Source organism: Pontibacter aquaedesilientis (genome assembly GCF_014773225.1).
In the GTDB taxonomy this organism is placed as follows: domain Bacteria; phylum Bacteroidota; class Bacteroidia; order Cytophagales; family Hymenobacteraceae; genus Pontibacter; species Pontibacter aquaedesilientis.
In genome coordinates, this window is the sequence record NZ_JACXAJ010000001.1 from 472,750 (window position 1) to 489,418 (window position 16,669).

11 protein-coding genes are annotated in these 16,669 nt (G+C 50.7%); 5 read left to right on the plus strand and 6 right to left on the minus strand.

Annotated features, from left to right (window positions below; all coding sequences use genetic code 11):
- The first annotated feature begins 5 nt into the window (after window positions 1–5).
- Complete coding sequence (locus H9Q13_RS02100) at window positions 6–1,934, plus strand: OmpA family protein (RefSeq protein WP_191182096.1); 1,929 nt, start codon at window positions 6–8, stop codon at window positions 1,932–1,934.
- Between the two features lie 258 nt (window positions 1,935–2,192).
- Here H9Q13_RS02100 and H9Q13_RS02105 read toward each other — a convergent pair whose 3' ends face one another.
- Window positions 2,193–3,479, minus strand: a complete 1,287-nt coding sequence (locus tag H9Q13_RS02105) for a citrate synthase (protein ID WP_191182097.1) — start codon at window positions 3,477–3,479, stop codon at window positions 2,193–2,195.
- Window positions 3,480–3,736: 257 nt separating this feature from the next.
- Window positions 3,737–4,063 (minus strand): hypothetical protein, encoded by a 327-nt coding sequence (locus H9Q13_RS02110; RefSeq protein ID WP_191182098.1) that lies wholly within the window; start codon window positions 4,061–4,063, stop codon window positions 3,737–3,739.
- 576 nt (window positions 4,064–4,639) lie between these two features.
- Between H9Q13_RS02110 and H9Q13_RS02115 the strand changes: the two genes are divergently transcribed.
- The 3 genes from H9Q13_RS02115 to H9Q13_RS02125 all read left to right on the plus strand — a co-directional run bounded on the left by H9Q13_RS02115 (window position 4,640) and on the right by H9Q13_RS02125 (window position 9,856).
- Window positions 4,640–6,568 (plus strand): PrkA family serine protein kinase, encoded by a 1,929-nt coding sequence (locus H9Q13_RS02115; protein ID WP_191182099.1) that lies wholly within the window; start codon window positions 4,640–4,642, stop codon window positions 6,566–6,568.
- Between the two features lie 125 nt (window positions 6,569–6,693).
- Complete coding sequence (locus tag H9Q13_RS02120) at window positions 6,694–7,959, plus strand: YeaH/YhbH family protein (RefSeq protein WP_191182100.1); 1,266 nt, start codon at window positions 6,694–6,696, stop codon at window positions 7,957–7,959.
- Window positions 7,960–8,341: 382 nt separating this feature from the next.
- Window positions 8,342–9,856 (plus strand): SpoVR family protein, encoded by a 1,515-nt coding sequence (locus tag H9Q13_RS02125; RefSeq protein WP_191182101.1) that lies wholly within the window; start codon window positions 8,342–8,344, stop codon window positions 9,854–9,856.
- Window positions 9,857–9,937: 81 nt separating this feature from the next.
- On the opposite strand, the gene H9Q13_RS02130 is transcribed toward H9Q13_RS02125, so the two are convergent.
- Window positions 9,938–10,402: a MaoC family dehydratase gene (locus H9Q13_RS02130; RefSeq protein WP_191182102.1), complete on the minus strand. Its 465-nt coding sequence runs from the start codon at window positions 10,400–10,402 to the stop codon at window positions 9,938–9,940.
- Window positions 10,403–10,537: 135 nt separating this feature from the next.
- Between H9Q13_RS02130 and H9Q13_RS02135 the strand changes: the two genes are divergently transcribed.
- Window positions 10,538–10,849: an aldo/keto reductase gene (locus tag H9Q13_RS02135; RefSeq protein ID WP_224744014.1), complete on the plus strand. Its 312-nt coding sequence runs from the start codon at window positions 10,538–10,540 to the stop codon at window positions 10,847–10,849.
- Window positions 10,850–10,993: 144 nt separating this feature from the next.
- Here the strand turns inward: H9Q13_RS02135 and H9Q13_RS02140 are convergent, their stop codons facing one another.
- The 3 genes from H9Q13_RS02140 to H9Q13_RS02150 form a co-directional block, all read right to left on the minus strand.
- The gene (locus H9Q13_RS02140; protein WP_191182103.1) at window positions 10,994–11,317 is read right to left on the minus strand and encodes a hypothetical protein; all 324 of its coding nucleotides are present in this window, start codon (window positions 11,315–11,317) and stop codon (window positions 10,994–10,996) included.
- Between the two features lie 75 nt (window positions 11,318–11,392).
- Entirely contained in the window at window positions 11,393–13,618 is a 2,226-nt protein-coding gene (locus tag H9Q13_RS02145; protein WP_191182104.1) for an FUSC family protein, read from the minus strand.
- Window positions 13,619–13,800: 182 nt separating this feature from the next.
- A complete protein-coding gene (locus H9Q13_RS02150) occupies window positions 13,801–16,533 on the minus strand; it encodes a family 10 glycosylhydrolase (RefSeq protein WP_191182105.1) in 2,733 nt (910 codons plus the stop codon).
- Between the last annotated feature and the right edge of the window lie 136 nt (window positions 16,534–16,669).

Consider the following 16,669-nt stretch of genomic DNA (forward strand, 5'->3'; position numbering starts at 1 on the left):
CCGCTATGGTCAAGCATCTGCTTCTTTCTCTTCTGTTAGTTTTGAGCACCGCCTCTTATAGTTTTGCTCAAACAGGGAAGTCAAGTACCAACTCCAGAAAGGCAGTTACTTTATACTATAAAGCAGAGGAAGCAGCCCAGGGCCGTGATTTCAACAAAGCATTGGTATACCTGGCCGAGGCCGTGGAGCGTGACCCTAAATATGCCGATGCCTACCTCAAAATTGCCTCCCTGCATCGGGCGATGGGCAATAAGCCGGAAGTATTTGAAAACCTGCAGAAGGGCCTGGCACTAAAGCCTTATAGCCCCTCCCTTGTCAATAGCTATTTCGACCTGGCTGACCTCCATTTTGAAAGAGGGGATTATGAGCAGTCCAAAAAGAATTTCGAACTGTTTCTGAAAGGCAAGCCCCGTAATGCCAAAATGATGGACTATGCCCGCCAGCAAATTCAGTCGGCTGACTTAGCGGCTGCGGCCATGCTAAAACCCGTGGACTTTGACCCGGTACGCTTGCCCTCTGACGTGAATAGTTTCGAATTGCAGTATTTCCCCTCCACCACGGCAGATCAGCGAAACCTGATCTTTACAGCCAGGACCGGCAACAGACCTGACCAGGACGAGAATATTTACGTGAGCCAGAAGCAGAACAGCTCCTGGGGCAAACCTACTTCTATTTCTGCGATCATCAATACGCCTGCCAACGAGGGAGCGGCCACAATTTCTGGGGATGGTAAAACCCTGGTATTTACCTCCTGTAATCGCTCCGACAGCCAGGGAGACTGCGACCTGTACATCTCCTTCAGAACCGGCAATGAGTGGAGCAAGCCCAAGAACATGGGCCCTATGGTAAACTCCAAAGCATGGGACTCGCAGCCCAGCCTTTCTGCTGACGGACGCACTTTATACTTCACATCGACACGCGGTGGCGGCATCGGTAAAGAAGACATCTGGGTAACTTACCTGAAAGAGGATGGCTCCTGGCAAAAACCAGAAAACATGGGCGAGCCGGTCAACTCCAAAGGCCGTGACATGGCACCCTTTGTGCACGTGAGTGGCAGCACCTTGTATTTCGTGAGTGATGGCCACCTGGGCATGGGCGGACTGGATGTGTTCAAGACCAGCCAGGGACCGGGACAAAAGTGGACCATTCCTCAGAACATGGGCTACCCGCTCAACACACATGCGGACGAAGGTTCCATGTTTATCACCGCTGACAACAAAAAAGGCTATTATTCCCGTCAGGAAATGACGGAATCCGGTGTGTTCACGATTCAGCTTTATGAGTTTGACGTTCCGGAAGGCTGGCGAAGCAAGGTAAACAGCACTTATGCGCAAGGCCGTGTGTTCCATGCGGATACTAAAAAACCGCTCGGTGCCGTCGTGCAGCTGTATGATGTGTCTTCCGATTCGCTGGTGCAGCAGGTTCATTCCGATAAGATTTCCGGGGAGTACACCATTGTGTTGTCAGAAGGCAAGCAATACGCCTTATATGTTTCCGCCCCTAACTTTCTGCTGAACAGTCTTAGCTTTGACTACATCTCCCAAAAGACCCTGAGCCCGGTGGCATTGGACGTATACCTGAAGCCGATCAAGTCGGGCGCCAACATCGTGCTCAGCAACCTGTTTTTCGACACGGGGCAGTACAAGCTGGAGCGGAAGTCTAAAACTGAACTCGACAAATTGATCACCTTCATGCGCCAGAACATTGGTGTCAAAATCGAGATTTCAGGCCACACCGATGACGTAGGCTCCGACCAGGATAACAAAGTACTTTCAGAGCGCCGCGCCAAATCTGTGGCAGATTACCTGCGCAGCAACGGGGTACCAAAAGATCGCATCACGCACATTGGACATGGCGAGAGCAAGCCCGTCAGACCAAATACATCCGAAGAAAACCGAAGCCAGAACCGCCGCATCGAAATGCGGGTGCTGTAGGATCATCACTACCAATTATTAGCAAAAGATTGTCATTTCGAACTTAGTGAGAAATCTGAATTCTTTTTGGATTTCCGCAATCTTCCAGATTCCTCGTTGCGCTCGAAATGACATCATCGTGTTTCATTTGATGACATGGCTAGTAGTACTGGTTTTCTTTGTTCTTCGATATATGTCTCAATTAGCTTAAAACATTCAAGAAACAAAACGGCCCGCTACTTTTCAGCAACGGGCCGTTTTGTTTCTAAGTAAATCAGACTATCTGTTCTCGATGTCTACGTAGTTACGCTCAGTCTCACCGATGTATACCTGACGTGGACGGCCGATCGGCTCTTTCTGCTCACGCATCTCTTTCCACTGCGCAATCCAACCTGGCAGACGGCCAAGGGCAAACATCACGGTGAACATGTCGGTCGGTATACCCAGTGCACGGTAGATGATACCAGAGTAGAAGTCTACGTTCGGGTATAGCTTGCGCTCCACGAAATAAGAATCCGTCAAGGCAGCTTCTTCCAATTCTTTCGCAATGTTAAGGATTGGATCGTTGATGCCAAGTGCTGTCAAAACATCATCCGCAGTTTTCTTGATGATGGTAGCGCGTGGGTCGAAGTTTTTGTAAACACGGTGACCGAAGCCCATCAGACGGAAAGGATCGTTCTTGTCTTTTGCCTTTGCGATGAATTTCTTAGAGTCGCCGCCGTCCGCTTTGATCTGCTCCAGCATTTCAATCACGGCCTGGTTGGCACCACCGTGCAGTGGACCCCACAAGGCACTGATACCGGCAGAAACAGAAGAGTACAGGCTGGCGTTGGCAGAACCTACCAAACGTACTGTAGAGGTAGAGCAGTTCTGCTCGTGGTCAGCATGCAGAATAAGCAGTTTGTTGATCGCATCCACTACAACCGGGTTGATCTCGTAATCCTCCGTAGGGAAGGCGAACATCATATGCAGGAAGTTGGAGCAATAGTCCAGCTTGTTCTTCGGGTAGTTAACCGGGTGACCAACAGAGTTCTTGTAAGACCAGGCAGCAATTGTTGAAATTTTAGCCATCAGTCGAATGATAGACAGATCCATCTCTTCTTTTGACTGGTTCGGATTAAGCGACTCCGGATAAAAAGCAGTAAGCGAGCTGATCATGGCAGAAAGGATGCCCATTGGGTGAGCAGCAGACGGGAAGCCGTCCAGGATTTTGCGCATATCCTCGTTTACGAGCGTATGCATTTTGATCTTGTTGCTGAAATCCTCCAGTTCCTGCTTTGTAGGCAGCGCACCGTAGATTAGCAGGTAAGCCACTTCAATGAAGTTGGATTTCTCGGCCAACTGCTCTATTGGATACCCTCTGTAGCTCAAAATGCCTTTTTCACCGTCCAGGAAAGTGATGGCACTGGTGGTGGCACCTGTATTTTTATAACCTGAGTCCAGGGTGATGTAACCTGACTCTGCGCGCAAAGCAGAAATATCAATTGCTTTTTCATCCTCGGTACCTACAACAATCGGGAATTTGTAGGATTTGCCCTCTAAAATTATTTCAGCGTGGTCTGACATGCTTATATGTTTTATATGTCCGTGATTTGTCTCTTAACGAAGCGAAATTATGTAAAAATGTAATTAAAATGAAATGCAATGCACCTATATATGGTAAATTAACAATGTTTTAATCCGCCGCGTGATCTGACTAGTGTATAAACGACGATCCGACAAAAAGTTTCGGCCACACTGCCGCTATCCCTATCTTTTTCCAGTATCTTTTCCTTCCCTGTCTGCATCCGGCCAAAAGGTATGGCAGCAGACAGGCCCAACTTTTACCAGGGCAAGTCCTCATTACCCGAATCGTTGCTTACGCCACCGAACCCTCGTTGCGGACTATAGGGGGTGCCGCGCCCTTCCAGATGATTCTGCATGTCGATGTGCAGCTTGATCCTGTCTAGGCGAATGAACTCCGTCCACAGCAACTGGTCGCGCTCCGACATACGGTCTATCAGGTCTTGCAGCTGCAATCCGTTTTCCTGTTTTATGAGCTCCTGAATGTAGGGGTCTGCGTTGATCATGCCCTGTATTTTCACCTTGAAATAGGTGTTCAGCTCCTTATACCTGTCCTCATCCCATTGTTCCAAATCCTCGTTTTTCATTAGTGTCAGTTGTCTTTTATTAGATGAAATGTACGGTTTATTTTTTCAGCCAAATGCGGCTTTTTCGTGTTGCGTCTAAGAAATTCAGGTATAGACCATATTTTTCAGCGAAAGCACGTATATATATTATGTTATAAAATATAATCAATTTTGAATTTAAAAATCCCGATAACTGTTTCAGTGGAAAGACCATAATTGAAAACCTGATAAACATCAGCTTATCGATTTTCAGACTGGCGTATTTTAGATTTTTACGTATTAATAACATAGGGCACAGGGAGCTGGTTTTTTGTAGACTTTTGCCCCCTTCATCACCCTGATACGGGCCACCGGAAAGCAGCGCCCTGCTTCATGTGTACGTGTACGCATTTCCAGCCCTTAGCCTGTGCACAGGTATGGCACCGCAAAACAGCCCACCGATTGTACTGGCAGAAACCACTGAAGCTAATTTCAAACAAAAACATTGCTATGACAAGATCAGCTGTGAAGCAATAACCGGGGACCCATCCATATAGCGCCACTGCTTATTGCTCCAAGGTATAAAATGATTCTGACTATGTTATAAAGACACACCCTATGAACATTTTAGAGAAGATAAAGACCAATTACAGTGCCTCCTTAAACGAGATGACAGTAGCTGCCTATCTCGAAGAGTGCAAGAAGGACCCTAAGGTATATGCCAAGCCGGCTGAACGGATTCTGGACGCCATCGGTGAGCCTGAAATACTGGACACGCGCCAAGATCCGAAACTAAGCAGAATTTTCTCCAACAAAAAGATCAAGATCTATCCCGCCTTCCGCGATTTCTACGGGATGGAAAGCACCATCGAGCAGATCGTGTCCTACTTCCGCCACTCGGCGCAGGGCCTTGAGGAGAAGAAACAGATCCTATACCTGATGGGTCCAGTAGGGGGCGGCAAGAGTTCACTAGCCGAAAAACTCAAACACCTGATGCAGCAGCACCCGATCTATGTGCTCAAGGCCGGCGATCAGATCAGTCCCGTATTCGAAAGCCCGCTGGGACTGTTTGCCGACTACACCGAGGAGTTGGAAGAGGAGTACCATATCCCTTCCCGCTACGTGCCAGGCTGCATGAGTCCCTGGGCTTCCAAGCGGTTGCGCGAGTTCGACGGCGACGTCAACCGTTTTAAAGTAATTCGGTTATTCCCTTCCATACAGGAGCAGATCGCCATTTCCAAAACTGAGCCGGGCGACGAGAACAATCAGGATATCTCGACGCTGGTGGGCAAGGTGGACATCCGCAAACTCGCTGATTACCAGCAGAGTGATCCGGACGCTTACTCTTATACCGGTGGTCTTTGCCTGGCCAACCAGGGTTTGCTGGAGTTTGTAGAGATGTTCAAGGCTCCGATTAAGGTGCTGAATCCACTGCTGACTGCCACGCAGGAAAAGAACTACAAAGGCACCGAGCCGATCGGCGCTATACCTTTCGACGGTATCATCCTGGCGCACTCCAACGAGTCAGAGTGGGCCAAATTCCTCAACGACAAAAAGAACGAAGCCTTTCTGGACCGTATCTACAAAGTGCAGGTGCCTTACTGCCTGCGTGTGAGCGAGGAGATCAAAATCTATGAAAAGCTCATCCGGGAAAGCTCCCTGAAAGAAGCGCCTTGCGCCCCGAAAACCATTGAGCTGCTGGCTGAGTTTTCGGTGATGTCGCGCCTTAAGGAGCCGGAGAATTCCAGCATATACTCCAAAATGAGAGTATACAACGGCGAGACACTGCGCGAAACCGATCCCAATGCCAAGTCCATACAAGAGTACCGCGACGATGCCGGCATCAACGAAGGGATGCAGGGTATATCCACCCGATTCGCCTTCAAGATCCTCTCTAAAGTATTCAATTTCGACAGTGAGGAGATAGCTGCGAACCCGGTGCATTTGCTTTATGTGTTGGAGCAGGAAGTAGTGAAGATGATGCTGCCACCCGAAACAGAAACCAAGTACCTGCACCTGATCAAGTCAGTGCTGGCCAGCAAGTATGCCGAGTTCATCTCCGATGAGATACAGAAGGCCTACATCGAATCCTACAGTTCCTACGGTCAGAACATCTTCGAGAAGTATGTGGTGTATGCTGACCATTGGATCCAAAACAACGATTACCGCGACCCGGATTCAGGCGAGATATTCGATAGAGGCATTCTGAACGATGAATTAGAAAAAATCGAAAAGCCGGCAGGTATAGCCAATCCGAAAGATTTCCGTTCGGAGGTGACCAACTTCTTCCTGCGCCACAAGGCCAACCACGGCGGTAAGAGTCCACGCTGGGATTCTTACGAGAAGATAAAATCGGTGATCGAGAAGAAGATCTTCACCAACACCGAAGACCTGCTGCCAGTGGTGTCCTTTAACGTGAAGTCGAACGAGGAAGACGAGAAGAAGCACCGCGACTTCACCCGTCGCATGCGCGACCGCGGCTACACCGACAAGCAGATCCGCATCCTGGTAGACTGGTTTATGCGGGTCAGAAAAACGATGGCGTAGTTGCGAATGAGTGAGTTTTGAATGAGTGATTGAGTGAATATTTTATCCATTAGGAATTCATTCACCCGCTCATTCAAGATTGAATATTCACTCATTCACTCAATCACTCATTCACTCAATAAAACATGAGTCACATTGTAGATAGACGGAAGAATGACAAGGGGAAATCTACTGGTAACCGGCAGAAGTTTCTGAAACGGGTTGAGAACCAGATCCGGAAGGCTATACCTGACATTATCAGTCAGGAGAGCATCAAGGACAGCAGCACGGGTGGCAGCGTGAAAGTGCCTGTACGCGGACTCGAAGAGCCCAGCTTTCACCACGATCCCAAGAGCGGCAAGAAGCAGATCGTCCGGCCTGGCAACGACAAGTATAGCGAAGGCGACCGTATCCCGAAACCCAAAGGCGGTGGTGCCGGAAGCGGTCGTGGCAAAGGCTCCAACTCCCCCGAAGTAACAGAGGATGACTTCACGGTGGTGCTCTCACGCGAGGAATTTCTGAAGTACTTCTTCGACGACCTGGAATTGCCAAACCTGGTGAAGAAACAGATGGAGAGCACAGAGAACTTTGAGATGCGGCGTGCCGGCTATACCAAAGACAGTGTGCCTTCCCGCCTCAACATCAAGACCAGCTACCAGCAATCGCTGGGTCGTCGGTTGGCGCTCAAGGGGGTACTCGACAAAAAAGTGCTTGGCCTGGAGGAGCAGTTGGCGCTTGCAACCGATCCCGAAACAAAGGCAGCACTGGCAGATGAGATCGAGAAGGCGAAACGACAGGCCGCTACATTGCCCTTTTTTGAAGACATTGACCTGCGCTACAACAACTTTGAGCGGGTACCTATACCTATAACGTCGGCTGTTATGTTCTGCATCATGGACGTGTCGGCTTCGATGGGGCAGCACGAAAAGGACATCGCCAAACGCTTCTTCACATTGCTCTACATCTTCCTGACCAGGCAATACAAAAATGTGGAATTGGTTTTTATCCGGCATCATACCGAAGCCAAGGAAGTGAATGAGGATGAGTTCTTTAATTCCCGCGAAAGTGGTGGCACGGTGGTAGCGCCGTCGCTCAAATTGATGGAGCAGATCATGCGCACACGCTACGACGAGAGCTGGAACGTGTACTGCTGTCAGGCGTCGGACGGTGATGTGTGGTCCAAGCAGGATGCCACCGAATGCAAGCAGCACCTGCTGGAAAATATCCTGCCGTCTATTCAATACATGGCCTATCTCGAGATCAGTAACAAAGCCAGCGAAAGCGACCTGTGGCAAGCCTATAACCGGATCAGCAACGACGACAGCTTCTCGATCCGGCAGGTATACGAGGTACATGAGATCTGGCCCGTGTTCCAGGGCTTGTTCAAGAAGAGGAGTGAAATTAGTAGTTAGATATTAGATGTTAGATTTTAGATGTTAGATGTTAGATAATAGATATAAAGGCTTAGATCGAAACATAAATCAAAGCATAGCTCTTTCGGATTTGCAATCCGAAAGTCTACTACCCGCGGATTTGCAATTCGCTTAGCAAAGTCAGTAGCATTTGGAAGAAAAGCGGATTACAAATCCGCATAGTAACTGGTTCCGGATTGCAAATCCGAAACAGCGAATTAAAAGCAGGCGAGCATTAAAGACAGGTATAGCTAAGGGTAAAGGTTTCACAAGATTCAGAACGTGCAACATTAGAATTCAAGGGTTTTTAAAATATTCTGGTAGTTAATCCTGTGAATCCAAAAATCCTGTAATTCCTGATTCTGACATAACATTACCAGCCATGACAGACAAAGAGAAATACCGGGCGATGTTTTGTGACCCGAACTGGGATTACGAAACGCTGGAGGCGGCAGATGAGGTAATCAGCCGGATAGGGCAGGAGTACCTGAAGCTGAAGGTATACCCGAATCAGATCGAAATCGTGACCTCTGAACAAATGCTGGACGCTTATGCACTGACTGGTCTGCCCACATCTTACCCGCACTGGAAGTTTGGCAAGGACTTCGTGCTCAACCAGAACAACTATACCAAGGGGCGCATGGGCCTTTCCTACGAGCTGGTGATCAACTCCAACCCTTGTATCAGCTATAACATGGAGAATAACTCTACCTGCATGATGCTGCTGGTGATCGCCCACGCCTGCCAGGGCCACAATGCCTTCTTTGCCAACAACTACATGTTCCTGGACTGGACCTCGGCCGACTCTATTGTCGATTACATGGCGTTTGCGCGGGAGTATATTCTGAAGTGTGAAGAGGAATTCGGGGCGGATGAAGTGGAGCGGGTGCTCGACGCGGCGCATGCCCTCATGAACCACGGCGTGGACAAGTATAAAAAGCCCTCTAAGATGTCAGCCCGGGAGGAAAACGAGCGGCTCAAAAAGCTATCGGCCATCCGGCACGAGAACTACAACGAGCTCTGGAAAACTCTGCCTAAAGCGGTTGATCTGCCCGACGCCACCAACGCGTCCGAGGAACACAAGTTTCCGAAGGAGCCGGAGGAGAACATCCTATACTTTCTGGAGAAGTACGCGCCTACTTTGCCGCAGTGGAAGCGCGAGATCATTCGGATTGTGCGGAAGGTATCGCAGTATTTTTATCCGCAGAGCGCCACCAAGGTCATGAACGAGGGTTTTGCCACGTTTGTGCACTACCATATCATCAACAAGATGTTTGAGGAAGGCTACCTCAACGACGGCTTCATGCTGGAATTTATCAAGAGCCACAGCAGTGTGCTGTACCAGCCGGAATACAACAGCAAATTCTACTCTGGCCTCAATCCCTATACCTTGGGCTTTAACATTTTCATGGATATCAAACGCATTTGCCTGGAGCCGACTGACGAAGACAAGGCTTGGTTCCCTAACCTGATCGGTAAGGACTGGCTGGAGCAGGTGCAATATATCATGGAGAATTTCCGGGACGACAGTTTTATCCTGCAATACCTTTCGCCGAAGGTCATCCGGGATATGAAACTCTTCACGATCATCGATAACGAGCAGGAGTCGGAATTCGAGATCGGGGCAATCCATAATGAACGGGGCTACCGCAGAGTACGCGAAAACCTGAGCAACCAATATGACCGCTCCGCCCACATTCCCAACATACAGGTCACCAAAGTGGACCTGCACCAGACCAGCAAGTTATACCTGACCCACTACATTCAGAAAGACCGCAAACTCGACACCAAAAGCGCCAAAGAAACCCTTAAGCACATCCGATACCTCTGGGGCTTCCCCGTAGAGCTCCACTCCAAAAACAAACTGGGTATCAACGAGACGAGCTTTTCAGTTTAGGAGTTAGAAAGTTTAGAAGTTAGAAAGTTAACATAGGTTTAGCCATTAACTTTCTAACTTATACTTTTAAAACTTTCTAACTTAATTAAAGTGATACAAAAAAGTCACGATGCCGGTATAGGCCGGTTTTTTGCTGTTTTCGATTTCTAAAGTCACCTCGATCTGCGTTTTGGCGATGCCCCGGAGGTTTTTGACAGTGAGCATTTTGGCGTGCAGGCGAACGCGGCTGTTGACAGTCACGGCCTGGTTGAAACGCAAGCTTTCGATCTCGTAATTCACCTGCATTTTTACGTTGCCGATGGTAACGATCTGTCCCCAGAGGTAAGGCAACAGCGACACGGTCAGGTAGCCGTGGGCGATGGTGGACCCAAAGGGTGTTTCGGTTTTTGTCCGCTCTTCGTCCAGGTGAATCCATTGGTAGTCCAGGGTGGCCTCGGCAAATTTACTGATCTGCTCCTGGGTGATGGTATGGTAGTCCGAAATGCCTAGTTCTTTTCCCTGGTAAGCTTCCAGTTCCTGCAGGCTGCTGATGGTTAGTTGGCTCATGATGTTGTTTGTGTTAGGTATAGGTGTGTTATAGCAAGGTATAGGTTTTGCCAGCCAACATTTTTTACTGCCGGAGAGTAATCCTGAAGGTATAGCGAAGACGAATATATCAAAAATAAGATGAATTAAATACAGTTGGGAAAATCTGACTTAACGGTAAGTGAGATTGGCTTTGGGTGTATGTCGCTGGGAATAAGCCATCAGGACAATGCAAACTTGCTCCACAGCGCCTTCGACAAGGGTATAAATTTCTTCAACACAGCCGATCTGTATGATCAGGGCAGCAACGAAGAAACAACCGGGAAGGCCTTTGCTATCAGTGATATCCTTTTCAGTCAGTTAACTAAATACCCAGAATCTAAAAAAGCAGCAGACCGCAATGGCCTGCTGCTTTTCATGTTGCTATGTGGGCTATACCTGCCACAGGGGCAGGGCCGTTACATCTAGTCGTAGCTTTTCTTTTTCTTGTCGAGTTTAGCCGCCTGCTTTTCCTTTGGAGTTTTGGCTGGCTTTTTCTTTACATCCTTTTTTGCGTCTTGTGACTTTGCCATAGGTATAGGGATTAAGTGTATCGAAAGATACGGTTTTTCGCTAAGAATAGTGCACCTCCAGTTCATCTTCCGCCAACCCGAAGGCAATGCCACGCAGCAGAATCATGGCGTTGGGGTGGGAGGGATTGCGCAGTTCCTCCGCTATTTCTGTGATCGAGATCTTCATATCGTCCCCGGCGAAGAAGCGGAACCAAAGCCGCTTGTTGTTAACTCCTTCCTCCTCCTCATCCACCTCTTCGTCGGCCATCAGTTGCAGCTCCATCTCCTGCAGCCGCCCGATGAGCATGTCCAGGTCTATGGCACTGTCCAGGTACTGGCCGAATAATTGGCGAGCCATGGGGGTGTAGTGGGCTTGTTTGGTCATGGTGTATGTCACATAGGTTTCCGGATGCAAGTTACGGTTTAAAGCCGTTATACCCTGCCAGTTCCCTTCAGGAAATTACGCCAGTTCCTTCACTGCCTGCTTCAGGTTGCCGGATATGGTGTGCAGCCACTTCAATTGATCCGAGATCAAGCGGGCCTCCTTCAGGTTTTTCAGAAAGCCGGGCTCAATGGGCTTATACGTTGCACCGTCCAGCTGGCGAGTACGAATAGCTACGAGCTCGCTATACCTGCCCTCCAGTTGCCCATACGCCTCCACCAGTTCCTCTCTGGTCACTTCTTCTGCCTGTGCATCCTGTTGCAGCGTTTGCAGGGCCTGCGCCAGGTTGGCGTCTATCGATTTGATGATCAGGTCGAAGTGCTCCGAGGCGGCCTCGGCATTGTTGTCCCGGATAAAGGTGCCTAGCGCCGCCGCAGCCGCCAAAAAGGTATGGTTCAGGCCAACGATCTTGTAGATTCGCATCGGGTGCTGCTGTCTCGATTTCGGCTCCTGACTCATCCGCTGGAAAGCCGCGTTCAGGTTGCCCATCTGCAGGAAAGCCTCTTTTCGGGCGAGCTTGTAGGCGGTGGTGTTGGGCGTTTTGTGCTGGTTGTAGCGGTCAATCTCGGCCAGGTAGTTGCGGTTGGCGCTCAGGGCTTTCACGATATGGCCCTTTATAGTCAGCGACTCCCACGATGGCCACAAAAAGTAGATAGCACCCATGGCAATGGCGGCTCCCGTCAAAGTATCGATCACCCGGTACTGAATCACGTCGAAGGCATTCGGGGTGATGAGGGCATAAATAAAGATCACGCCGGTGGTCACGAAGACAGAGGAAGTACGGTAGTTTTTCTGAATAAAGGCAAAGGAAAGGACCAGCGACACCATGGCCAGCGCGCCATACAGGTAAACGTTCCGCACCGAAAGCACCACAACAGCAGCCACGGCGGCACCAATCAGGGTGCCATAAAGTCGGTGCTTTGCGCGCTCCTTGGTTAGGGTATAGCCGGGCCGCATGATCACCACAATCGTAAGCAATATCCAGTAAGCGTTCTGTATAGGGAACAGGATGCCCAGCCCATAGCCCAGCAGCATGGCAATGGTCACGCGGGCGGCATGCTTGAAAATAGGCGATTCGGGCGTGAAGTTCTCTTTTAAGGTATGGGCATCGTAATCCTGCTGCGTGATAAACCGCTGGCTTTCCCTACTTTGCAAACCAATGCTTTGTTGTTCTTCAAGGTCCTGGTATACCCGTTCGATGGCCTGTATCTTTTCCAGTTGCTTCTCTTCATAATCCAGCAGGTTGTGGAGCAGCAGCGCACCTTCCCGCGCCTGTGGCAGCTTCAGTTCCTCCACATACTGTCGGATCCTGTCGTAGCACTTCTCCAGCAAGGGCTCCAGGTCTTTGCCCGCTGAAAGGGCAGTGCCCAGCTGCATACTTTCGGCCAGGGCACCTAACTTATCCGACAGCTCAAAAACCAGTTGGATGAAGGGTTGCAACACCCTGTCGGCGTCCTGGAACAACTCCTTTGCCCGCTCATAATTAGCCGGGTTGGCAAGCGACAGCTCCAGTATGTCGATCAGCTCGATAAAGATCAGGAGTTGCCGGCGGTGGTAATTGGAGGTGCCGAGGTTTTGCCTTTCGCTCAGGAGCACCTCGCGCAAGGCCTCGTGTATTTCGTTCAGCTTTACTTGCAGGTTGTAGAGTTCATTCTGCAGGGCCTCCGCGTCCTGGCGCTCCATCGCCAGCTTACCGCGCAGCTTTAGGTAACGGGCCGTCTGTTGCAGACAGTCGATCAAAAGGTTTTCGGTCTGCCGTCTTTGCAGCAGCCGATGGAAGAGAAGCGAGAGCAGCAGCGCCCACAGACCGCCCGTGCCGATCAGCAGACCATGTATCAAAATATCGACACCGGTATGCACCCGCACAAAACTCAGCACAATGGCCATCAGTCCGGCAAAAGAAACCAGCGAGGCCCGGAAACCATACACAGAAACAAAGGAAATGGCGAACACCAGCACCGCCAGTACCGGAAGCAGCAGGTATAGACTGCCCGAGGCCAGGCCAATGGCCATACTGGCCAGCATGGCAATGGCCGCCGAAACCAGTATACCTACGGTTTTATGCTTTTGGCTGCCCGGCACGTCGCTTCCCGAGGCCAGCACTACCCCGATGGCCATGCTCAGAAAGTAGGTCACCTGCCCGAGCCACAGTCCCAGCAGCACAGGCGCGGCGGCCCCAAACGTGATCACGAGTGCCTTTACAAAGTCGGTGCTCCGTATAAATTGTCTCAGCGCTTGCAGCATACCACAAAGGTACGGGATGTGTGGGCGCGAAGCAGCTTTAAGAGGCAAAACTATCTTTAATTGATTCGTATTTTTTGAGATATGATCGTTCCTGGGTATAGATATGGTTTCATACCAAGACGCACAAAAAAACACCTGCCGATTTCCCGACAGGTGTTTTCAACCTAAACAAACTACTAAGTTTACCTGCTTTTCATCAGGCGGAAAGTCTTCACTTCAGCGGCCGTTACCAGGCGCACTATGTACACGTTGTTCCGCAGGGTGCTGCCGTCCAGCGTAAAAGTATGGGTACTGTCGGCGTTTGCGCTGCCTTCAAATAGACGTGCTATGCGATTGCCGTTCAGGTCGTATACCTCCAGCAGTACGTTTCCTTCATCCTGACTGAGCGTAAACTGCACTGATGTCTTGTCATTGAATGGGTTCGGGTAGGCGCTCAGGACAGGGCCTGTGCTGGCCACTGTGGTAGGAGCACAGCCGCCCAGCGTTCCGCCTTTGCTCAGGTGTGCTGCCACGGCCTCGGGCGCTACACAGATGCCGTTACCCGGATTCGTAGCGCTTCCGGTTTTGTGACATACAAGCACTTTCGCGTTGTTCTCGCCGCAGCGCACATCGATCACCTCTACCGTAACGGTGGCAGTAGAAGTACAGCCATAAGCATTAGTCGCCTCTACTACAAAGGTATAAGTGCCAGCTTCCTGCGGTGCGAACTCGGTTACAGCACCCGTGGTCGAGCTCAGTCCGGCAACTGGCGACCAGGTATAAGTCGTGTTCTTGTTGTCAGCAGTGGCGTTTGTGGCCGTGAGTGTCACTATTTGGGCACCGTAACCCAGGGCAAGGGTATTGTCAGGCAGTCCGGTATAGGTGTTGTCGGTTCTACTGAGGCTGATGGCAGCCTGTGGCACCATACCATTTATCGTTACCACCGCTGTTGCCGAAGCTTCGTTTCCGCTCAGGTCACGGGCGGTCAGGGTTATCCTGTTTTCACCGATGTTGCTGCAGTCAAAGCTGCTCTGGGAGAGCTGCAATGCACTTACATCCAGACCGCAGTTGTCCCAGGTACCCAGGTCAATGTCAGCAACGGAAATGTTCACAATGCCATTTAGGAGCGTGCGTGTAATATCCTGAACCAGGATAACCGGTGCTGTAACATCTTTCTTGGTGAGTGTCATGCTGCTGGAGCTGGACTTGCCGGAGGCATCTGTTGCGGTAAAGGTGATCTGCATGTTACCTGTGCCGCTGATCTCCGTACCGGCTGCCGGTGACTGCGTGAGTGTGATCTGATCAGGGAAGGAAACGTCGTCGCTCACAGTCAGCATGGCGGTATAGTCAGGCAGGGTAGCGACGCAGTTGGCAGCGTCCAGCGAAATTTCCTGGTTGCTCACACCGGCTATGATCGGTGCCTGGTAGTCGCTCACATTAGAAGGCGCACTCTCGTTATGGAAGCGGTCCAGCGCTGTCACAAAGTAATAGTACGGCGCGTCCGAAGCCAGGGCCTTGTCGGTATACCTGCCGGTGGCGGTGTTGGTGATGGCCAGCAGGTTATCCGTATTTTCCGGATTGATCATCGGACTCAGGGAGCGGTAAACGGCAAACTGCCTCACCTTGTCAAATTCATCGCCAGTATCGGCAGGCTGGGTCCAGGTAATGACCACCGAGTCGTTGCTGTGGCGCTGTGCGATCAGATCTGTCGGGGCTGTAGGGGCCACATGGTCACGCCAGGGCATGCTGGGCAGCAGGGCAGGCTTGCTGTAGAAATCGTAACGCAGCGAGTCGCGGAAACCCAGTTTGGTAGCACTGCGCATGCTGCTGGTGTTGTAAATGGCTTGGCCATAGATGTTGCTGTGCGCGGCGTTGCGGTTCATGCGCACTTGGTTCGGAATCTGAGAAGGATTCGCCCAGTGTGTACCTTGTGCCGGATCGTTTACTTTGTAGCCGGCCATGCCAACGTAGATGTGGCGGCCATAGGAGTTGTTGTTCCACCAGGGGATGAGCACGCCGTAATTGGCGCCAGGTTGCCCGATGTACCAGTATACCTGCGGGGCCAGGTAATCGATCCAGCCTTCCTGCAGCCATTTGCGGGAATCGGCATAAAGCGTAACGTAGTGCTGCAGGCCACTGGTATTGGAGCCAATAGCCGGGTTGGTGCTGTTGCGGTAAATGCCGGAAGGGGAAATGCCAAACTTCACCCAGGGCTTCGCCGCCTTGATGCTTTCGCTCACCTGTTGCACGAGCATGTTCACATTATCCCTTCTCCAGTCGCCACGGTCCGCGATGCCTCTTGGGTCGGCCAGGTAGCTGTCATCGTCGTTGAAGGCCGCATTCGGGTAGAAATAGTCGTCGAAGTGAATGCCGTCTACATCGTAGCGCGTCACGATGTCTTCGATCACTGAGGTTACATAATTACGCACCTCCTGCAGGGCAGGGTTGAGGATGCGCTGGTTACCTGCCGCCAGCAACCACTCCGGCTTGCGACGGGCCACATGGCTCGGGTCGAAGGTGTTGATATTGTTATAGTTGGCGATGGCACGGTAGGGATTGATCCAGGCATGGAATTCCATCCCGCGCTTGCGGCACTCCTCAATCGCAAAAGCCATCGGGTCCCAGGGTGTGCTTGGTGCTCTCCCCTGCAGGCCGGTCAGGTCGGCAGACCAGGGCTCGAGTTGGCTGGGGTATAGGGCATCGCACTGGCTGCGCACCTGCAAAAACACCGCGTTGATGCCGGTGGCCTTGTGGTGGTCCAGAATAGAAATGAGTGCGGCTTGTTGCTGGGCTGGTGTCTGGGTACGGTTGGGCCAATCGATGTTGGCATAGGTCGTGATCCAGGCCCCGCGGAATTCCCGCTTGGGCGCGTTTTGGGCCATCCCGTTCAGGAAAAACGCCAACGAGAGAAAAATACAGAGTAGAGTTGTTTTCATAAGCATATTTCTTTTTAAGTATTTATGCGTGAATGATTTAAGAATAGACAAATAAACGCATTAATTTATAGAAATGTTTTAATATAGGTTGTGAAAATATTGGAGATGTTGAAAATGCGCTTGAAATAGTGCAGGA